The organism is Kitasatospora sp. NPDC004745 (assembly GCF_042873275.1).
GTDB lineage: Bacteria > Actinomycetota > Actinomycetes > Streptomycetales > Streptomycetaceae > Kitasatospora.
Genome location: NZ_JBIALK010000026.1, coordinates 55,805 through 75,274, shown reverse-complemented (window position 1 = coordinate 75,274; position 19,470 = coordinate 55,805). Strand labels below are relative to the sequence as shown.

Annotated in this window: 18 protein-coding genes and 1 pseudogene; 2 read left to right on the top strand and 17 right to left on the bottom strand. The window is 74.2% G+C overall.

Annotated elements, in window-relative coordinates; all coding sequences use genetic code 11:
• The 15 genes and pseudogenes from ACFYUY_RS32105 to ACFYUY_RS32035 form a co-directional block, all read right to left on the bottom strand.
• Positions 1-1,564 (bottom strand): annotated as a pseudogene (locus tag ACFYUY_RS32105) (hypothetical protein); the annotation flags it as partial.
• Positions 1,565-2,068: 504 nt separating this feature from the next.
• Complete coding sequence (cbiE, locus tag ACFYUY_RS32100; RefSeq protein ID WP_387905873.1) at positions 2,069-3,334, bottom strand: precorrin-6y C5,15-methyltransferase (decarboxylating) subunit CbiE; 1,266 nt, start codon at positions 3,332-3,334, stop codon at positions 2,069-2,071.
• Between the two features lie 181 nt (positions 3,335-3,515).
• Entirely contained in the window at positions 3,516-4,187 is a 672-nt protein-coding gene (locus ACFYUY_RS32095; RefSeq protein WP_387905871.1) for a GNAT family N-acetyltransferase, read from the bottom strand.
• 196 nt (positions 4,188-4,383) lie between these two features.
• Positions 4,384-5,205 carry a MetQ/NlpA family ABC transporter substrate-binding protein gene (locus ACFYUY_RS32090; RefSeq protein WP_387905868.1) on the bottom strand — a complete coding sequence of 274 codons (822 nt, stop codon included), beginning with the start codon at positions 5,203-5,205 and terminating at the stop codon, positions 4,384-4,386.
• A 90-nt stretch (positions 5,206-5,295) separates the two neighbouring features.
• The gene (locus ACFYUY_RS32085) at positions 5,296-6,024 is read right to left on the bottom strand and encodes a methionine ABC transporter permease (protein ID WP_360208797.1); all 729 of its coding nucleotides are present in this window, start codon (positions 6,022-6,024) and stop codon (positions 5,296-5,298) included.
• Entirely contained in the window at positions 6,021-7,046 is a 1,026-nt protein-coding gene (locus ACFYUY_RS32080; RefSeq protein WP_360208794.1) for an ATP-binding cassette domain-containing protein, read from the bottom strand. The genes ACFYUY_RS32085 and ACFYUY_RS32080 overlap by 4 nt, the downstream gene beginning before the upstream one ends.
• A 565-nt stretch (positions 7,047-7,611) precedes the next feature.
• Positions 7,612-8,115: a GNAT family N-acetyltransferase gene (locus ACFYUY_RS32075; RefSeq protein WP_360208791.1), complete on the bottom strand. Its 504-nt coding sequence runs from the start codon at positions 8,113-8,115 to the stop codon at positions 7,612-7,614.
• Positions 8,116-8,508: 393 nt separating this feature from the next.
• The gene (locus ACFYUY_RS32070; RefSeq protein WP_360208788.1) at positions 8,509-8,766 is read right to left on the bottom strand and encodes a hypothetical protein; all 258 of its coding nucleotides are present in this window, start codon (positions 8,764-8,766) and stop codon (positions 8,509-8,511) included.
• Positions 8,767-8,873: 107 nt separating this feature from the next.
• Entirely contained in the window at positions 8,874-10,298 is a 1,425-nt protein-coding gene (gene argH, locus ACFYUY_RS32065; protein WP_360208786.1) for an argininosuccinate lyase, read from the bottom strand.
• Between the two features lie 159 nt (positions 10,299-10,457).
• Entirely contained in the window at positions 10,458-11,006 is a 549-nt protein-coding gene (locus ACFYUY_RS32060) for an arginine repressor (RefSeq protein ID WP_360208783.1), read from the bottom strand.
• A gap of 23 nt (positions 11,007-11,029) precedes the next feature.
• Complete coding sequence (locus ACFYUY_RS32055) at positions 11,030-12,235, bottom strand: acetylornithine transaminase (RefSeq protein WP_360208780.1); 1,206 nt, start codon at positions 12,233-12,235, stop codon at positions 11,030-11,032.
• Positions 12,232-13,107: an acetylglutamate kinase gene (gene argB, locus ACFYUY_RS32050; protein WP_360208943.1), complete on the bottom strand. Its 876-nt coding sequence runs from the start codon at positions 13,105-13,107 to the stop codon at positions 12,232-12,234. Before argB ends, ACFYUY_RS32055 begins: the two co-directional genes overlap by 4 nt.
• 127 nt (positions 13,108-13,234) lie before the next feature.
• Positions 13,235-14,389 (bottom strand): bifunctional glutamate N-acetyltransferase/amino-acid acetyltransferase ArgJ, encoded by a 1,155-nt coding sequence (argJ, locus tag ACFYUY_RS32045; protein ID WP_360208940.1) that lies wholly within the window; start codon positions 14,387-14,389, stop codon positions 13,235-13,237.
• Between the two features lie 14 nt (positions 14,390-14,403).
• Positions 14,404-15,432: an N-acetyl-gamma-glutamyl-phosphate reductase gene (gene argC, locus ACFYUY_RS32040; RefSeq protein ID WP_360208777.1), complete on the bottom strand. Its 1,029-nt coding sequence runs from the start codon at positions 15,430-15,432 to the stop codon at positions 14,404-14,406.
• Between the two features lie 107 nt (positions 15,433-15,539).
• A complete protein-coding gene (locus tag ACFYUY_RS32035) occupies positions 15,540-16,790 on the bottom strand; it encodes a methyltransferase (RefSeq protein ID WP_360208774.1) in 1,251 nt (416 codons plus the stop codon).
• Positions 16,791-16,874: 84 nt separating this feature from the next.
• Here ACFYUY_RS32035 and ACFYUY_RS32030 point away from each other — a divergent pair, with 84 nt between their 5' ends.
• Together ACFYUY_RS32030 and ACFYUY_RS32025 are read left to right on the top strand one after the other, a co-directional pair.
• Positions 16,875-17,300, top strand: coding sequence for a VOC family protein (locus ACFYUY_RS32030; RefSeq protein WP_387905862.1), 426 nt, complete (start codon positions 16,875-16,877; stop codon positions 17,298-17,300).
• Positions 17,293-17,676 carry a S4 domain-containing protein gene (locus tag ACFYUY_RS32025; RefSeq protein WP_360208768.1) on the top strand — a complete coding sequence of 128 codons (384 nt, stop codon included), beginning with the start codon at positions 17,293-17,295 and terminating at the stop codon, positions 17,674-17,676. Before ACFYUY_RS32030 ends, ACFYUY_RS32025 begins: the two co-directional genes overlap by 8 nt.
• A 7-nt stretch (positions 17,677-17,683) precedes the next feature.
• Here ACFYUY_RS32025 and ACFYUY_RS32020 read toward each other — a convergent pair whose 3' ends face one another.
• Together ACFYUY_RS32020 and ACFYUY_RS32015 are read right to left on the bottom strand one after the other, a co-directional pair.
• Positions 17,684-18,190 carry an FBP domain-containing protein gene (locus tag ACFYUY_RS32020; protein ID WP_387905859.1) on the bottom strand — a complete coding sequence of 169 codons (507 nt, stop codon included), beginning with the start codon at positions 18,188-18,190 and terminating at the stop codon, positions 17,684-17,686.
• Positions 18,191-18,347: 157 nt separating this feature from the next.
• Positions 18,348-19,232, bottom strand: coding sequence for an SAM-dependent methyltransferase (locus tag ACFYUY_RS32015; RefSeq protein WP_360208762.1), 885 nt, complete (start codon positions 19,230-19,232; stop codon positions 18,348-18,350).
• Positions 19,233-19,470 lie beyond the last annotated feature (238 nt).

Below are 19,470 nucleotides of genomic sequence, written 5' to 3'. Positions count from 1 at the left end.
ACTCCACCGACTCCACGGCCTCGACGACCACGGGCGCCTCGGCGGCGGCCTCGACGACGGGCTGGCCGGAGGGCATCTCCCCGGTGCCGGCGGCCGTCTCCGCGACGGCCTCGACGACCGGCTCCGAGGCGGGGGCCGCGGTCTCCCCGGCCTCGACCGGCTGGGCGGCCTCGACGGGCTGGGCGGCCTCGACCGTCTCCACGGGCTGAGCGGCCACGACCGGCTCGGTGGCCGCTATGGGCGCGGGCTGCGGTGTGGCGGCCTCGTCGGCCGCCGGGTTCTGACCGACCGCCTCGACCGGGGGCAGACCGTGCGGGGTGGGCGCGGCGAGGAAGGCCGAGATGCGGCGCGGCTGGCCGGCCTGGGCGGCCTCGGCCTGCTCGGCGGGCTCGGTGGCCGGCGCAGCGGCGGGCTCGGTGACGGCGGCGGCCTCGACGGCGCCCTCCGCCACGGCGACGACGGGCTCGGCGATCGGCTGCACGGCCTGCGCCTGCTCGGCCGCCACGGCCTCGACCGCGTCGACGGCCTGGGCCTGCTCGGCGGCGGGCGGCTCGACGACCGACTGCTCGGCGACCGGCTGCTCGACGGCGGCACCCGCGGCCGACAGGACGTCCGGCAGCTCGACGACCTCGACGACTTCGATCGCCCCGACCGTCTCGACGCCCAGCAGGCCCTCGACCGGCTGCCCGGCCAGCGGCACCTGCTGGTACTGCGGGACCTCCTGGGCCACCGGCGCCCCGGCGGCCGGAGCCGTCGGCGGCACGGACACCGGGACGGCCTGCGGCGCGGCGGCCGGCACCGGCGCGACGGGCTCGGCCGTCGGCGGACGGCCGACCACCGGGATGCCGTGCGCGGGCGTGCCGCCCTGCGACGGGCCGCGGTCGGCGAGCGAGCGGACCGGGACCTGGCCGGTCATCAGCGACGGGTCCGGGATCGGCGGACCGGCGTGCAGCGGGCGGCGCGGCGGCTGAGCGGCCGTCATCTGGTCCTGCGCCTGCGGCTGCAGCGGCGCGCCCTGGAGCGGCTGCTGGGACTGCTCGGCGCCGAGCACCGGCGGGTCCAGCGGCGGCCAGGACGGCTCGACCGGCATGCCGTCGTGCTGCGGCGCGAGCGGCTGCTCGCCCCAGGAGCCCTGCGGGCCGGGCATCAGCAGGACGTCGTCCTCGTCGTCCAGCCCGTCGGGCTGGTCGAGGAAGTGGAAGGCCGGGCGCGGGGCGCCCTGGTCGGCGCCCCAGCCCTCGACGGGCACGCCGGGCATGCCCGGGGCCGGAACGCCGGGGGCCTGCATGCCGGGGGCCGGGACGGCGAATCCGGGCGCGCCCAGCGGCTGTCCCATCGCCTGGCCCATCGGCTGGCCCTGCGGCGGGATGACACCCGCACCGGGGGGCACCGCACCGGGGAGCCCGTGGCCGGGTGCCGTCGGGTTCGGGATCACGCCGCCGTCGGTCGCGACGCCCTGCAGGGGTGCAACGCCCGCGACGCCCTCCGGTCCGCCGAGCGGGTCGGGCCCGGCGTACAGGTGCTCCGGCAGTCCCTCGCCCGGGACGTGGCCGCCATCGGTCATTGTCAAAGCTCCTTCCAGGCCGCTGCCGCGCCCTTGGCGACACGATCACCGACCGCAGCGCCCATCCGCACGGGCCGGGCCTGCACCGACCCGCCCCTCAACCACACGCGGCCGCCGCGCCGTGGCGCTGCGGCCCAAGTCCTTCCGGCGCGCTGCGGCACCCCGGCCCGCGCCGTCCTCGGAGGACGGCGCACCATCTGAAACAACGACAACCCGGAGCAACCGGCACGACCGCACCGGACCCTACGGCATTCTCCAGGTCCGGCACGCGGCCCGTCGAATCGCCCACACTCCGGGCGGTCCCGGCCTGCGCCACGTCAAAAAGGCGACAAACCGACCCGATCGGGCGGGTCGCCGACCGCCGCAGCCGTCCAGGACGCCACACTACCGGCCCGGCGCCGTCACCTCTCGAATCATTGTCCGGATGCGACCTGGATCACCGCCCGGGCCGGGCCGCGCGGGGCGCCGGCCGCACAGGACCGGCGCCGGACGGGCCCAAGGCCTTCACGTGATCTGCTCACCCCAGAGCAGCAGCACGCCCTCCTCGCCCGACCCCGGCAGCAGGCCGCCGCCGGGGCTCCCGGCCGGGCGCAGCGGGGTGGACTGCAGCAGCGCGCCGTCCGCCCGGTAGCCGGCCTCGGTCATCGCCCGGTGGACCTCCTCGGCCTCGCCGAGGCTGCGCGGCACCGCGACGAACCGCTCCGGCCTGCGGGCCAGCACCGCGCGCACCACCTCGGGGTCCGACGACTCCACCACCGCCGCGTCCGGCTCCGGCAGTCCGCCGAGCACCTCGGGGCCCTGCCCGTGCACCGTCTCCACCTCGACGCCGTAGCGGCGGGCGTTGACGGTCAGCCGGGCGCAGGCGGAGCGGGAGGCCTCCACCGCGACCACGGCGGCGCCGAACCCGGCGGCCTCCACCGCGAGGGCGCCGTTGCCGGCGCCGACCGACCAGACCAGGTCCCCGGGACGAGCACCCAGACGGGCCAGCACCAGGGCGCGCACGTGCGCGGGGAGCGCGTTCGACGCGCCCGGCTCACCCTCCGTGCGCCCGGCGCCCGCGTAGGCGTCGCCAGGGAGCGCCCAGCCGCGGTCCGCGCCGGGGAATCCCACCGGGCGCCCCGCGAGCCAGCCGGCCGCCCCGTCGACCGCCCCGGCCTGGGGGCCGCCGTTGCCGCCGATCACCAGGACCACGTTCGGGTCGCGCCAGCCGTGGTCGGCGATCCGGTCGGAGGTGAGGACGGTGACGTCCTCGTCCGGAGTGCCGAGCGCCTCGCAGACCACGAAGGTCCGGTGCACCCCGCGGAGCATGAGGGCCAGTTCGCCCGGCCCGGCACCCGGCGCGGTGAGCACCGCGACCTTGGGGTGGGCGCGGCAGATGTTGGCCGCGCGGCGCAGCCGCCCGCCGTGGGCGCTGACCACCTGGGCGTCCTCCCAGGGCATCCCGGCCCGGGCGAAGGCGGCGGCGACCGAGGAGACCGCAGGCAGCACCTCCAGTTCGAGGCCGTACTCGGGGCGGCGCAGCGCGCGCACGACGCCGAAGAAGCCGGGGTCGCCCTCGGCGACCACGACGGCGGCGCCGCGGTGCTCGGCGATCCGCCTGGCGGCCTGCGGGATGTTGCCGAGGGCGATCCGCTCGGCGGCCTCCGGCACCGGCAGGGCGCCCAGTTGGTAGGGGGCGCCGGCCACCAGGGTCGCCGCGGCGAGGGCCGCGCCGGCGGCCTCGGTCAGCGGCGTGCCGTCCCACCCGATGACCGTGATCCGGTCAGCCATCTGCGGCCGTTCTCCCTCGACTCGGTGCGCCGACAAACCACGCCGAACTGCGGCGCCGGAGGAAGGTTACCGGGTGTGATCCCCCTGCCGCCGACATCTCGCACACATGTCCGCGCCGGACGGCCGCCGGACGGCCGCCGCACCGGCCCCGGAGGGGCGCACGGGCGGACGGGCGGGCGGCTCAGTCCCGCAGCACGTAGCGGTGGTCGCCGTGCCGGCCGCCCCGGTGCGGCTCGGGCACCTCCATGTCCTCCGGCAGCAGGCTCCACAGGATCAGGTCGCTGCGGCTCTCGCCCCCGGCCCGGCGCCCGGGCGGCGCCCCCACGCCCGTGTCGGACTCGCCGGACTCGCCGCGCACTATCCAGGCGCTGCGCAGCACTCCCTCACTGATCCCGCCGATCTTCTGGGCGACCTGCTGGGCGGAGGTGTTCCCCGCGGCGGTGCGCATCTCCAGGCGCAGGAAATCGCGGTCCTCGAAGAGCCACTGGGCGACGCCGAGGACGGCCTCCGGGGCGTAGCCCTCGCCGCGCGCCCAGGCGGCGGTGACGTAGGAGATCTCGGTGGTGCGCAGCCGCCAGTCGGTGTTGCGCAGTTCGACCAGGCCGACCAGGCGCTGGGTGAGGTGCTCGGTGACCGCGAGGACGATGCCGCGGCCGGCGGCCCGGTGGGCCGGGGCGAGGGTGCGGGCGAGCTCGACGGCGTACGCCTCGGTGAAGGGGTGCGGCAGGTCGGTCCAGGTGACGACGAGGTCGTCGGCCATCATGGTGGCGAGGCCGGGGGCGTCGTCCTCCGCAAGGGGACGCAGCAGCAGCCGTTCGGTGCTGATGGCGGTCTCGGGGAAGCTCGCTGCCATGCCGTCTCTCCTCGCCGGGTCGTGGACACAACACCGTACGCCTCCCGTGCGCCCCGGGTATCACGCGGTGCGCCGCCCGCACGACGGTACGTCAGAACGCCTTCGGCGGCGGCGTCCCTGGTGCATACTGCCCGACCGGGCCCCCGCCGAGGTGCGGCGGGGGCCCGGTCGGACGGGGCGCGGATCGGTCCGCGGCTCAGAAGGCCGGGATGACGGAGCCCTTGTAGGTGTCGTCGATGTACTTCTTGACCTCGGCGGAGTGCAGCAGCTCGGCCAGCTTCTTGACCCGCGGGTCGTTCTCCTTGCCCTTCTTGACGGCGAGGATGTTGGCGTACGGGTTGCCGTCGGCCTTCTCCAGCACCAGCGCGTCGGTGGCCGGCTTCAGGCCGGAGTCGAGCGCGTAGTTGCCGTTGATGACGGCCGCGTCGAGGTCGGCGACGGAGCGGGGCAGCTGGGCGGCCTCCAGCTCCTTCCACTTGAGGTTCTTCGGGTTGCCCGTCACGTCGGCCGGGGTGGCGGCGGTGGTGACGCCCTCCTTGAGGGTGATGAGCTTGTTGTCGGCGAGCAGCTTGAGCGCGCGGCCCTCGTTGGTGGCGTCGTTGGGCAGGCCCACGGTGGCGCCGTCCGGCAGGTCGGCGATCGCCTTGACCTTCTTGGAGTAGAGGCCCAGCGGCTCCAGGTGCACCGGCTCGACGGAGACGATGTCGGTGCCGTGCTTCTTGTTGAAGTCCTCCAGGTACGGGACGTGCTGGAAGTAGTTGGCGTCGGACGAACCGTCCTGCACCGCCGTGTTGGGGGTCACGTAGTCGGTGACCTCCTTGATGTCGAGCTTGAGCCCGGCCTTGTCCGCGAGGTTGTCCTTGACGTACTTGAGGATCTGCCCGTGCGGGGTGGGGCTGGCGACGACCTTCAGCGGCGCGTTCGGGTCCGAGGAGGACCCGGAGCTGCCGCAGGCGGCCAGCGAGAGGGCGAGGCCGGCGGTGGCGAGGATGCTGGTGGACTTCAGGACGTTGCGCACGAAAAGTGCCTTTCTGCGTGATGCGGGGAGCCGCGTCCGGAGATCGGACGAGGGAGGTCTTGGGGGCGACGGGGCCGGGGGCGGGGCCGCCTAGGAGGCGACGAGGTCCTCGTCGGGGGTCGTCCGGGTGCGGCCGAGCAGCCTGGTCCGCCCGCCGTCGCGGCCGCGGTGGGCGAGCCGGCGGACGGCGAAGTCGCCGATCAGCTGGACGGCGGTGACGATGATCACCAGCTCGGCCACGATGACCCACATGAAGGCCGTCTCGAAGCGCTGGTAGCCGTAGTTGACGGCGAGGGTGCCGAGGCCGCCGCCGCCGACGGTGCCGGCCATCGCGGAGTAGCTGATCAGGGTGATGACCGTGGTGGTCACCGAGGCCACCACGCCGGGCAGCGCCTCGGGGAGCAGCGTCTTGCGGACGATCGTCCAGCTGCTGCCGCCCATCGACTGGACCGCCTCGACCAGGCCGCCGTCGACCTCGCGGATCGAGGTCTCCACCAGGCGGGCGAAGAACGGGATGGCGCCGATGGTGAGCGGCACGGTGGCCGCCTGCCAGCCGATGGAGGTGCCGACCAGCCAGCGGGTGAAGGAGATCAGCGCGATCATCAGGATGATGAACGGCACCGAGCGGGCCAGGTTCACCACGAAGCCGATGGACTTGTTGACGAAGCGGTTGGCCAGCAGGCCGCCCTTGTCGGTGAGCACCAGGAGGACGCCCAGCGGCAGGCCGAGCAGCACGGTGAAGAACGTGGAGACGCCGACCATCTGGAAGGTCTCGCGCGTGGCCGGACCCATCAGGGCCCACATCTGGTCCCAGGTCATGCCACCGCTCCGTCCACCGCGCCGAGTACGTCCACCTGCAGGCCCTGCTCGCGCAGGTAGCCGATCGGCACCACGTTGTCCTGGTGGCCGCCGGACAGTTCGACCCGCATCCGGCCGACCATCCGGCCGGCGATGGTCTCGACGGCGGCGCCGAGGATGTTGATGTCGATCTGGTAGGTGCGGGCCAGCTGGGAGACGAACGGCTGGGCCGAGGTGTCGCCCTGGAAGGTGATCTCCAGCACGGTGGAGCCCGCGTGGCCGGTGCCGAACTCGCTGAGCGGGAACAGCTCGCGGGCCAGCTCGGAGCCGGGCTTGGCGAGCAGGTCGGTCAGCTCGCCGGACTCGACGACCCGGCCGCCGCGCATCAGGGCGGCGGAGTCGCAGACGGACTTGATGACGTCCATCTCGTGGGTGATCAGCAGGACGGTGAGGCCGAGCTGCTGGTTGAGGTCGCGCAGCAGCTTGAGGATCGAGCGGGTGGTCTCGGGGTCGAGCGCCGAGGTGGCCTCGTCGGAGAGCAGCACCTTGGGGTCGCCGGCCAGGGCGCGGGCGATGCCGACGCGCTGCTTCTGGCCGCCGGAGAGCTGGTTGGGGTAGCTGCCGGACTTGTCGCCGAGGCCCACCAGGTCGAGCAGCTCGGAGGCCCTGCGGCGGCGCTGGGTGCGGTCCAGGCCGATGATCTCCAGCGGGAGCTCGACGTTCTGCTGGACGGTCCGCGAGGAGAGCAGGTTGAAGTGCTGGAAGACCATGCCGATCCGGCGCCGCGCCTCGCGCAGCTCCTTCCCGGCCCGGTTCTCGCCGCCGGGCAGGGCGGTCAGCTCCACGCCGTCCACGGTGACGGTGCCGGAGGACGGGCGCTCCAGCATGTTCACGCAGCGGATGAGGGTGGACTTGCCGGCGCCGCTGGTGCCGACGACTCCGTAGACCTCGCCCGGGCGGACGTGCAGGTCGACGCCGGCGAGGGCGGTCACCTCGCGGCCTCGGGACTGGTAGACCTTCGTGAGGTCCGTGGTGGTGATCACAGCTGCTTCCGTGGGTCGGGGGCGGGCGGCGGCGTCGACCGCCCGACCGGGTTGCGGTCGGCGGCTTCTACGGCGCTTCGCCAGGGGGATCCGGACCTGCCACCCCTTGATCGTGGCCGCTGGACGGCCGGGCCGCGCGACGGCGTGGCCCTTACGAGTCATCCGGGCGGAGTCGTCGTGGACGACCACCCGCCCGTGGACGGGCAGGCGGGAGGGAGGGGTGCGGCAGGCTGGGCGCGCTCGCACGGACGGGAGCGGCGCCGGGTCTCGCTTCGGGGCGCGAGGTGGGACACCCGGGAGGGGTGCCGGGGGCGGTGGCCCTCAGCAGTGACACATTCGACGGCACATGGCACGCTCACCTGCCGGCAGGGTGCCGGTGGGGGTCCATTTCGTCGTCGCAGTCATGTGAGCCAGTAAATCAGACCGGCCGAGGTGAGCCCAATTATTCGGATGCGCTGTCCGCAATGCGGACACACAACCCTGTGACCTGCATATATGCGACTCGGCGCCGCCTCCGGGGTGTCCGGATGATGGCGGCGCCGAGGAGGTCGGGCGAGCGGGAGGCTCAGGCGGTCGCGGCGAGCGGCGGCAACGCGGGCTTCTCCAGGTGCACCAGGCTGAGCCGGTCGCTGACCGCCTCGACCGCGGCCTGCCGGTAGCCCAGCCGCGCGTAGAGGCGCAGGTTGCCGAGGCTGCGGTGGCCGGTGAACAGGCGGTAGGAGGTCAGCGGGCGGCCGTCCTCGGCGAGGCGGCGCTCCAGCGCGTCCAGCAGCCGGCCGCCCAGGCCGTGCCGCTGCATCCTCGGGTGGACCACCAGTCGCCCTATCCGGCCGACGCCCTCGGCGTCCACGTGGCCGCGGACCGTACCGACCACCTCGCCGCCGAGGCGGGCCACCAGGACGCACTGCTCGGACAGTTCGGCGCGCAGGCTCTCCAGGCTCTGCGTCAGCGGCTCGATCGCCCAGTCGCCGTACAGCTCCGCCTCGGGCTGGTAGCCGAGGTACTGGAGCTTGAGGATCTGTTCCGCGTCCGCGGCGTCCGCCGCCGAGATGATCACGCTCATGCCCATGTGCTGGGGCCTCCCCATCGTCGTGCCCGGCGCGCAAACGTGAGGGTGTCGCACCGGATGCCCTGCCGGAGGTGTCCCGGCCGGGGATCTGCCCTGACCGGGGGTGGCGCACGAACGTACCAGCCGCGCGGCCCGGAAGTGGCCCGGGTCGACGGCGACGCGCTCACGCTCAGTATCCGAGTGATCGCGGCACCGTCAAGAGCTACGTTCGCCAGCGCTCTACCCGCGTGTCAGCTGCGCTCAACCTCCGCGGCACCGAGCGTGAGGAGCGTCACCCGGCCGACCGGGCCGTCGGCGCGGACGGGCTCCGGAGGTCGAACGGCCCGGCGGCGCGGACGGGGCGGCCGGAGCCGGCCGGGGACTCCACGCCCGGCGTGCCGCCCCCGCCGCGGTTCACGGGTAGCGCTCGGCGTGCAGGAGGACGCGCAGGCAGGCGAGGCAGCGGGAGCGGGTCGGGCCGATCGAGCCGCGCGGCATGGCGAGGCGCTCGGCGAGCTCCCGGTAGGTGGGCGGCGGGTCCTCCGCGAGGGCCGCGACCAGCTGGGGGCAGCGCCCCGGCAGGCCGGCCACGGTCTCGCGGACGACCCGGCGGCGGTACTCGGCGAGGTACACGTCCTCGGCGGAGGGGACGGGCGGAAGGGGGGTGCACACACCGTGCATGACGGGCCGGGGCGGGGCCGGTTACGCCCGGCCGGAGGCGCGGACGGCGGAGGGGCGCGCCGGTCGGACCGCCGCGCCCCTCGTCCGCTGACCGGTGGTCAGCCCCGGACCCACTCCTGCTGCCGCGCCAGGTCCGCCTTCACCTCGGCGAGCTGGACCGCGACGGCCGACGGAGCCGTCCCGCCGCGCCCGTTGCGGGCGGCGATGGCCCCGTGCACGCTGAGCACCGAACGGACCTCGGGCGTCAGGTGCGGTGAGATCGCGGCGAACTGCTCGTCCGTCAGGTCGGACAGCTCGATGCCCTCGGCCTCGCAGACCTTGACGCAGGCGCCGGCCACCTCGTGCGCGACCCGGAACGGCACGCCCTGCTTGACCAGCCACTCGGCGATGTCGGTGGCCAGCGAGAAGCCGGCCGGGGCGAGCTCCTCCAGCCGCTCCCGGTGCACGGTGAGGGTGGCCATCATCCCGGTGAACGCGGGCAGCAGCACCTCCAGCGTGTCGCAGGAGTCGAAGACCGGCTCCTTGTCCTCCTGGAGGTCCCGGTTGTAGGCGAGCGGCAGCGCCTTGAGGGTCGCCAGCAGGCCCGTCAGGTTGCCGATCAGCCGGCCGGACTTGCCCCGGGCGAGCTCGGCGATGTCCGGGTTCTTCTTCTGCGGCATGATCGAGGAGCCGGTGGAGAAGGCGTCGTGCAGCGTGATGAAGCCGAACTCCTTGGTGTTCCAGATGATCACCTCCTCCGCGATCCGGGAGAGGTTGACGCCGATCATCGCGGTCACGAACGCGAACTCGGCGACGAAGTCGCGCGAGGCCGTGCCGTCGATGGAGTTGCCGACCGAGCCGCCCTCGAAGCCGAGGTCGGCGGCGACGGCCTGCGGGTCGAGGCCGAGCGAGGAGCCGGCCAGCGCCCCGGAGCCGTACGGCGAGACGGCCGTGCGGGCGTCCCACTGGCGCAGCCGCTCGGCGTCCCGGCCGAGGGCCTGCACGTGCGCGAGGACGTGGTGGGCGAAGAGCACGGGCTGGGCGTGCTGGAGGTGGGTGCGGCCCGGCATCGCGGTGTCCGGGTGGGCCTCGGCCAGGCCGACCAGGGCGTGCTGGAGGTCGAGCACCAGACCGCCGATGGTCTTCGCGTGGTCCCGCAGGTACATCCGGAACAGGGTGGCGATCTGGTCGTTGCGCGAGCGGCCGGCCCGCAACTTGCCGCCCAGGTCGGCGCCGAGGCGCTCGAGCAGGCCGCGCTCCAGGGCGGTGTGCACGTCCTCGTCGGCGACCGTGCCGGTGAAGGTGCCGGCGCCGACGTCGGCGAGCAGCCGGTCGAGGCCGTCCAGCATCGCGGCGAGCTCGTCGTCGGACAGCAGGCCGGCCTTGTGCAGGACCCGGGCGTGGGCCTTGGAGCCGGCGATGTCGTAGGGCGCGAGGCGCCAGTCGAAGTGGACGGAGGCGGAGAGCCTGGCCAGCGCCTCGGAGGGGCCGTCGGCGAAGCGCGCACCCCAGAGGCGGACGTCGGCGTTCTGATCGGCGGTCATCGCGTGGGCTCCTTGCACGGGGAGAGGGGTCGGTCGGGTAGGGGCGGATCAGGCGAGGTCGTACAGGTTTACGGCGATGGGCATAAGTATGCACGATGCCGTATGAAACACAAACCCTGGCCGGTGGATCACCGGCCGGGGTCCCGTGGCGTGCGGACGCTACTGCGCCTTGGCCTGGGCGAGTTGCATGAGGTGGTCGGCGAGCGCCTGGCCGCCGGCCGGATCGCGGCTGATCAGCAGGACGGTGTCGTCACCGGCGATGGTGCCGATGATCTCGAACACCTCGGCCTGGTCGATCGCCGAGGCGAGGAACTGCGCGGCGCCCGGCGGGGTGCGCAGCACCACCAGGTTGCCGGAGGCCGTCGCCGAGACCATGAGCTCGCCGGCCAGCCGGGCCATCCGGCCCTCGCTGGCCGACTCCCCCATCGGCGCGCGCGGCGTGCGGTCGCCGCCCTCGGCCGGGACGGCGTAGATCAGCGCGCCGTCCCGGTTGCGGATCTTGACCGCGCCCAGCTCGTCCAGGTCCCGGGAGAGGGTGGCCTGGGTGACCACGAGTCCGTCGTCGGCGAGCAGCTTGGCGAGCTGGCTCTGCGAGCGCACGGGCTGGCGGGTGAGCAGGTCCACGATCCGCCGGTGGCGCGCGGTGCGGGTCTGCGGCACCTGCGGCGACGGGCCGGCGGCGGACTGGCCGAAGGGGGAAACGGTCATGTGACTATTCTCCCGGACGGCGGTCAGCTCGCATCGGCCGGGGCGCTCTCGCGCACCGTCCGGAGGATGCCCGGCAGCGCGGCCAGGAAGGCGTCCGCCTCCTGCTCGGTCAGCACCAGCGGCGGGGCCAGCCGCACCGCGTCCGGGACGGCCGCGTTGACCAGGAAACCCTCCTCCTGCGCGACGGCCTGCACCCTCGCCGAGACCGGCTCGGTCAGCACGATCCCGAGCAGCAGCCCGGCCCCGCGCACGTGCGAGACCAACGGGTCGTCGATCGCCTCGACGCCGTGCCGCAGCCGCTCGCCCAGCTTGCGGACGTGCTCCAGCAGGCCCTCGGACTCGATGGTGTCCAGCACCGCGAGGCCGGCCGCCGCGGCCACCGGGTTCCCGCCGAAGGTGGTGCCGTGCTGGCCGGGGGTGAGCAGCTCGGCGGCCTCGCCGAAGGCCAGCACCGCGCCCATCGGCAGTCCCCCGCCGAGCGCCTTCGCGAGGGTGACGACGTCCGGTTCCACGCCCTCGACGGCCTGGTGGGCGTACCAGTGGCCGGTGCGGCCGACGCCGGTCTGGATCTCGTCCAGGACCAGCAGGGTGCCGGTGGCCCGGGTGATCTCGCGGGCCGCCCGCAGGTAGCCCTCGGGCAGCGGGACGGCGCCGTTCTCGCCCTGGATCGGCTCCAGGAAGACGGCCGCCGTCTCCGTGGTCACGGCCGCGCGCAGCGCCTCGACGTCGCCGAACGGGACGTGCGTGACGTCGCCGGGCAGCGGGCGGAACGGGTCCTGCTTGGCGGGCTGGCCGGTGAGCGCCAGGGCGCCCATCGTGCGGCCGTGGAAGGCACCCTGGAGGGCGACCAGACGGGTGCGGCCGGTCCGGCGGCTGATCTTGAACGCGGCCTCGTTGGCCTCGGCGCCGGAGTTGCAGAAGAACACCCGGCCGCCCTCCCGGCCGTCCAGCGCCAGCAGTCGCTCGGCCAGGGCGACGGTCGGCTCGGCCATGAAGAGGTTGGAGACGTGGCCGAGGGTGGCGATCTGCCGGCTGACCGCCTCGACGACCGCCGGGTGGGCGGTGCCGAGCGCGTTGACCGCGATGCCGCCGAGCAGGTCGGTGTACTCCTTGCCGTCGGCGTCCCAGAGCTTGGCGCCCTCGCCGCGCACCAGCGGGATCCGCGGGGTGCCGTAGTTGTCGGTGAAGGCGTGCTGCCACCGGCTGGTCAGTTGCTCGTTCGCGGTCATGCCAGTCCCCCGGTCACGGTCGGTTCGTCGTCCGGCACGACCATCGTGCCGACTCCCTCGTCGGTGAAGATCTCCAGCAGCAGGCTGTGCTGCACCCGGCCGTCCAGGACGCGGGCGGTGCCGACCCCGGAGCGGACGGCGCGCAGGCAGCCCTCCATCTTGGGCACCATGCCGCTGGCCAGGCCGGGCAGCAGCTCCTCCAGCTCGCTCGCGCCGAGCTGGCTGATCACGTCGTCGGAGTTCGGCCAGTCCTTGTAGAGGCCCTCGACGTCGGTCAGCACGACCAGCATCTCGGCCCCGAGCGCGACCGCCAGGGCGGCGGCCGCGGTGTCGGCGTTGATGTTGTAGACGTGGCCGTCGGCGCCGCGCGCGATCGAGGAGATGACCGGGATCCGGCCGTCGGCGATCAGCGCCTTGACCGCGCCCGCCTCGATGTTCACGATGTCGCCGACCAGGCCGATGTCGACCTGCTCGCCGTCCACCACCGCGTAGCGCTTGACCGCCGTCATGGTGTGGGCGTCCTCGCCCGTCATGCCGACCGCGAACGGGCCGTGCTCGTTGAGCAGGCCGACCAGCTCGCGCTGCACCTGGCCGGAGAGCACCATCCGGACCACGTCCATGGTCTCGGGGGTGGTGACCCGCAGGCCGTTGGTGAAGCTGGACTCCAGGCCGAGCCGGTCCAGCTGGGCGCTGATCTGCGGGCCGCCGCCGTGCACCACGACGGGGTGCAGGCCGGCGTAGCGGAGGAAGACGACGTCCTGGGCGAAGGCCGCCTTGAGGTCGTCGTCCACCATGGCGTTGCCGCCGAACTTGATCACGACGGTCTTGCCGTGGAAGCGCTCCAGCCACGGCAGCGCCTCGATGAGCGTCATCGCCTTGGGCAACGCGGTGTTGTTGCGGGCCTGTTCGCCCTTGGGTGCGATCTTCACGGATGTCCCTCGTCCGAGGCGGATGTCGCGCGGCGGGTCGGGTGGCCGGTCGGCCCGGGCCCGCCGCGGATCAGGTGGAGTAGGCGCTGTTCTCGTGGACGTAGTCGGCGGTCAGGTCGTTGGTCCACAGCGTGGCGCTCGCCGTGCCGGCGTTCAGGTCCGCGGTGATGACGACCTCGCGCCCGGACATGTCCACCAGGTCGCGGTCCTCGCCCACGCTGCCGTTCCGGCAGACCCAGACGCCGTTGATGGCCACGTCCAGCCGGTCGGGGTCGAAGGCGGCGGCGGTGGTGCCGATCGCGGCCAGCACCCGGCCCCAGTTCGGGTCCTCGCCGTGGATGGCGCACTTGAGCAGGTTGTTGCGGCCGATCGTCCGGGCGACGTCGACGGCCTCCTGCTCGCTCGCGGCGCCGGTGACGTCGATCCGGATGTCCTTTCCGGCGCCCTCGGCGTCGCCGATCAGCTGGCGGGCCAGGTCGGCGCTGACGGTGCGGACGGCCTCGGCGAACTCGGCCCCGTCCGGGACGACGCCGGAGGCGGCCGAGGCGAGCAGCAGCACGGTGTCGTTGGTGGACATGCAGCCGTCGGAGTCGATCCGGTCGAAGGTGGTGCGGGTGGCGTCGCGCAGGGCGGCGTCCAGGGCCGGGGCGTCCAGGTCGGCGTCGGTGGTGAGGACGACCAGCATGGTGGCCAGGCCGGGGGCCAGCATCCCGGCGCCCTTGGCCATGCCACCGACCGTCCAGCCGGCCGGGCTGGTCACCTGGGCGGTCTTGTGCACGGTGTCGGTGGTCTTGATGGCGATCGCCGCGGCCTCGCCGCCGTCCGCACCGAGCTCCCGGGCGGCCAAGGCGACGCCGGGCAGCAGGACGTCCATCGGCAGCCGCACACCGATCAGGCCGGTGGAGGCCACGGCCACCTCGCCGGCGTTCAGGCCCAGCTCCTCGGCGACCTTCTCCGCCGTGGCGTGGGTGTCCTGGAAGCCCAGCGGACCGGTGCAGGCGTTGGCGCCACCGGAGTTGAGGACCACCGCGGACACCTGGCCGCCCTTGAGCACCTGCTCGGACCAGAGCACCGGAGCGGCCTTGACCCGGTTGCCGGTGAAGACGCCGGCGGCGGCGAGCGCGGGGCCGTCGTTGACCACCAGGGCGAGGTCGGGAGCGCCCGAGGCCTTGAGGCCGGCGGTCACCCCGGCGGCGCGGAAGCCCTTGGCCGCCGTCACGCCCACGTCGGTGCTCTTGCTCACGGTGCGACTCCGTTCAGGGGAAGGCCCAGCTCCTCGGGCAGGCCGAGGGCGATGTTCATGCTCTGCACCGCGCCGCCCGCGGTGCCCTTGACGAGGTTGTCGATCGCGCTGATCGCGATGATCCGCCCGGCGGTGGCGTCCAGGGCGACCTGGACCAGGGCGGTGTTGGCGCCGTAGACGCTGCTGGTCTGCGGCCACTGCCCCTCGGGCAGCAGGTGGACGAACGGCTCGGCGGCGAACGCCTCGGCGTAGGCGGCGCGCAGCCCCTCCGCCGTCACGCCGGGCTTCGCCTTGGCGGAGCAGGTGGCGAGGATGCCGCGCGGCATCGGGACGAGCGTCGGCGTGAACGAGACGGTGACCGGCTCGCCCGCGAGCGGGGTCAGGTTCTGCGCCATCTCCGGGGTGTGCCGGTGCACGCCGCCGACCCCGTACGGGCTGACGCTGCCCATCACCTCGCTGCCCAGCAGGTGGGTCTTGGCGGCCTTGCCGGCGCCGGAGGTGCCCGAGGCGGCGACCACGACGGCCTCCGGTTCGGCCAGGCCGGCCGCATACGCCGGGAACAGCGCCAGGGAGACGGCCGTCGGGTAGCAGCCGGGCACGGCGATCCGGTTGCTGCCCTTCAACGCGGCCCGGTGGCCGGGGAGTTCGGGGAGACCGTAGGGCCAGGTGCCGGCGTGCGCGGAGCCGTAGAACTGCTCCCAGTCGGCGGCGGCCCGGAGGCGGAAGTCGGCGCCGCAGTCGACCACCAGCACGTTGCCGCCGAGCGCCTCGGCGACGACCGCGGACTGGCCGTGCGGCAGCGCCAGGAACACCACGTCGTGGTCGGCCAGCACCTCGGGGGTGGTCGGCTCGAGGACGCGGTCGGCGAGCGGGATCAGGTGCGGCTGCAGCGCGCCGAGCCGGGTGCCCGCGTTCGAGCCGCCGGTCAGCGCCCCGATCTCCACTTCCGGGTGGCCGAGCAGCAGACGCAGCACCTCACCGCCCGCGTACCCGCTCGCGCCGGCGACGGCGACTCGCAATGCCATGGCGTTCCTCCTTGGTCGTGGCATGAATATACGCAGCACGGAACATCCATGCAAGGAGTATGTGCGGGAACCCCGATTGGTAGGTGCCGAACCGGCCAGTGTGCGGGCTACCGCTTGACGGCGCGCAGCACCACGAACTTGGGATTTCCGGCCACCACCCGGCAGTTGCCGAAGAGCCGGCGCAGCTTGACGTGGTACCCGAGGTGCCGGTTGCCCACCACCCACAGCTCGCCGCCCGGGCGCAGCGCCCGCCGGGCACCGGTGAACATCCGCCACGCGGTCGCGTCCGTGGTGGCCTGGTGGGAGTGGAACGGCGGGTTGTTCAGCACCAGGTCCACCGAACCCGGGGCGACCACGTCCGCCGCCAGCGCGTCGGCGGTGACGAACTCGGCCGGGGCGTCCGGGCCCAGGTTGGCGCGGAAGGTCTCCTCCGCCGAGGCCACCGCCTGGTACGACTCGTCGACGAACAGCAGCTCCGCGCCCGGCCCGGCCAGCGCCGCCGCCGTCCCCACGACGCCGTTGCCGCAGCCCAGGTCGACCACCCGGGCACCGGGCGCCGGGGTCGGCAGGTGGGCGAGGAGGAAGCGCGTCCCGATGTCCAGGCGCTCGGCGCAGAACGTCCCCGCGTGGTTGACCACCGTGCGCCCCGAGACCGGGCCGACGTCCGCGGGCAGCGCGTAGCGGTGCGGCCACGGATTGGGCCCCGGGTCGGGCACCGGACCCGGGGTGCAGAAGATCAGCCGGGCCTTGCGGACCGCCAGCGAGGTGCGGGTCGGGCCGAGGATCCGTTCGAAGAGCTGCAGGGTCGAGGTGTGGATCTCGGTGACCATGCCGGCGCCCACCACCACCGTGCCCGGGTGGACGGCCGGGGCGAGCCGGCGCAGCTGGTCCTCCAGCAGCGCCAGGCTCTTCGGCACCCGCACCAGCAGGACGTCGATCCGCTCCGGCGGGGCGTCCCGGGTGGTGAGCAGCCGGGCGGGGTCCACCGGGGCGCCGGCCCGGGCCAGGTTGGCCAGGGTGGCCTGCCGGCCCAGGTAGGAGTCGACGATCTGGACCGGGGCGTGGGCGGCCGGCGCGCCGTCCGGCCCGGCGGTGAGCGTGGCGGCCGGCCCGGCGGTCAGCGCGGTGGTCAGCGCGCCCCAGCGGTCGCCCAGCACCACCACGCGGCGCCCGGCCAGTTCCGTGGCCGCGCCGCGGGCGCTGTCCGCCTCGCCGGAGAGGTGGCGCAGCAGGTACTCGTCGGCGGCGTCCCAGGCCCGCAGCGTCTCGCGCGGGTCCTCGGGGAAGCGGGTGAGCGCGAGGGCCCCCCAGGGAGTGGTGAACAGGGGCGCGGGGGCGGGCGTGCTGAGGCGGTTCATCGTGCCCTCAGGCTAGCCGACCCGGCGGCGCGGGCCCGCCCGGCGGCCGATACTGGAAGGGCCCGACCGAGAGGGGTGAGGGCGATGGACTGGAAGCTCGAAGTCGTGGTGGTCCCCGTGTCGGACGTGGACCGCGCGAAGCTGTTCTACGAGGAGCAGGCCGGCTTCACGGTCGACCACGACACCCGGCTGCGCGACGGGGTCCGGGTGGTGCAGCTGACTCCCCCGGGTTCCGCGTGCTCGATCGTCGTGGGCAGCGGGATCATCGAGGCACCGCCGGGCTCCGTCAAGGGGCTCCAGCTGGTGGTGCGGGACATCGAGAAGGCGCACGCCGAGCTGGCCGCCCGGGGCGTCGAGGTCAGCCCCGTCCAGCACTTCGAGGCGGGCGCCCGGGTCGACGGGCACGGCGAGGCGTGGAACTCGTTCGTGTTCTTCAACGATCCGGACGGCAACGGCTGGGCGGTCCAGGAGTCGCCCCCGGCCGCTTCGGTAGGCTCCGGGGATGGCTGAACACGAGGGACCCGAAGGAAGCGTGCGGGTGGACAGCTGGATCTGGTCGGTCCGGCTCGCGAAGACCCGCGCGCTGGCCGCCGCCGCCTGCCGGGCCGGGCACGTGCGGGTCAACGGCGAGCGGGCCAAGCCCGCGCAGGCCCTGCGCCCCGGCGACGAGGTGCGGGTCCGCGAGGAGGGCTACGAGCGGGTCGTCGTGGTCCGCAAACTGATCCGCAAGCGGGTCGGGGCCCCGGTGGCGGCGGAGTGCCTGGTCGACAACAGCCCGCCGCGCCCGCCCCGCGAGCTCCTCGCGTCGACCGGCGAGCGCGACCGCGGCGCCGGGCGGCCCACCAAGCGCGAGCGGCGCGACCTCGACCAGCTGCGCCGGCGCTGAGGCCGCCCTACCCCGCGGTGCCGGTGAGCACCTTGGCGAGGAAGGCCTCCAGGTTGGTGACCGTCCGGGCGATCTGCCGCTCCAGCGGCAGCGACTCGTCGGGCCTGGTCACCAGCGTCGACCTCCTGAGCCCGCGCACGTACAGCGAGCAGGCGAGGTCGCCGCAGACGTAGGTGCCGACGGTGTTGCCCTCCCGTCCGGAGGCCCCGGCCCGCCGGGCGGCCAGCAGGGCGACGCCGGAGCCGGCGTGCGCGGTGATGCACAACGAGCAGACGTTGCTCCTGGTCAGGCTGCGGCGAACGGTCGGCACGCGGAGCGTCACACCCACCCGCTCGCCCCGGTACGGCGCCACCAGGTACGCCCGGTCGGGGGCGCCCTGGTCCCGCCAGCCGAGGAAGTTCAGGTCCTCCCAGGGCAGTTCCGCCAGACCCCGGGGGAGGCTGAGCCGACTCGCCTCGCCCTTGGAGCAGTTGACGAAGGACGCGCGGATCTCGTTCTCGCTCAGCGGTTCCATGCCGCGGAAGCTAGCACCGCCCCGCCTCCGCCGTCGCGCCGTTTTCCCCCGGCCCGCACGGGAGCCTTGAGGGGTTGTCAGTGGCTGCGCCTAGCCTTCGGGGTGTGGAGGGCCGGTCCCGGCGTAGGAGGGAGGCGCCGGGGCCGGTCCGCCGCGGTCAGGGCTTGAGGGCGACGCCCGCGTAGGCGGAGACGTCCTGCCAGCCCTCGGGGAGGTCGGTGGTGGGGACGTGTCCGGCGGTGGGGCGCCAGAGCGGCAGCTGGACGAGGCCGGGGCCGACGAACTCGAAGTCGCCGAAGAAGGGTTCGACGCCGGCGCGGGGGCGCAGGACGAGCGGCGCACTGGCGCTCTTGTATATCCGGGCCCCCTCGGCGGCGCTCTCCCGGGAGGCGAAGTCGGGGCTGCCGTGGGAGAGGATCAGCGCGCTGCCGGGCGCGAGCGCGTCACGCAGGGTGCGCACGATCTGCTGCGCGCCCTCCTCGTCGCGGATGAAGTGCAGGACGGCGACCAGCATCAGCGCCACCGGCTGGTCCAGGTCGACGGCGCCGCGCAGGCCGGGGTGGTCCAGGATGGCGGCCGGGTCGCGCAGGTCGGCCTCGATCACGGAGGTGTGCCCGGTGGGGTGGCCGGCCAGCAGGGCGCGGGCGTGGGTGGCGACGATCGGGTCGTTGTCGACGTACACCACCCGGGCGTCCGGGGCGACCCTGCGGGCGGCCTCGCTGGTGGAGCCGACGGCCGGGATGCCGGTGCCGATGTCGAGGAACTGGCGGATGCCCCGGCCGGCGGCGAACTCGACCGCGCGGCCGAGGAACTGCCGGTTGGTGCGGGCCAGCAGCGGCAGTGCCGGGTAGGCGGCTATCGCGGCCTGGGCGGCCTTGCGGTCGGCCTCGAAGTTGTCCTTGCCGCCGAGGTAGTAGTCGTACATCCGGGCGGTGTGCGGGATGCCGGTGTCGAGCTCGCTCGGCGGCTGCCAGTCGTCCGCCCTGGCCCAGTGCCAGTCGGTGCCGGTGGTGCCGTCGACGGCCGCGGTCTCCTCGTACATGCTGTTCCGCCCCCCAATGCGTGCCACTGATGCGGCGCCCGCTGCCGGGCACCGGCACCGCGGCGGCGGCCGGCGGTCCTTCCGGTGCGACGGGTGTTCCCGCTCCCGGCCCGGCTACCGTCCCGTAACCCGCGGTGCGCCGTGATCGTATCCGACGACACGCCGTGGAAACAGCGGGAGTTCAGGTTTACGCACCACCCGGGGCACGGTGTGTGTGCACGTCAAGCAGGGTGTTCCG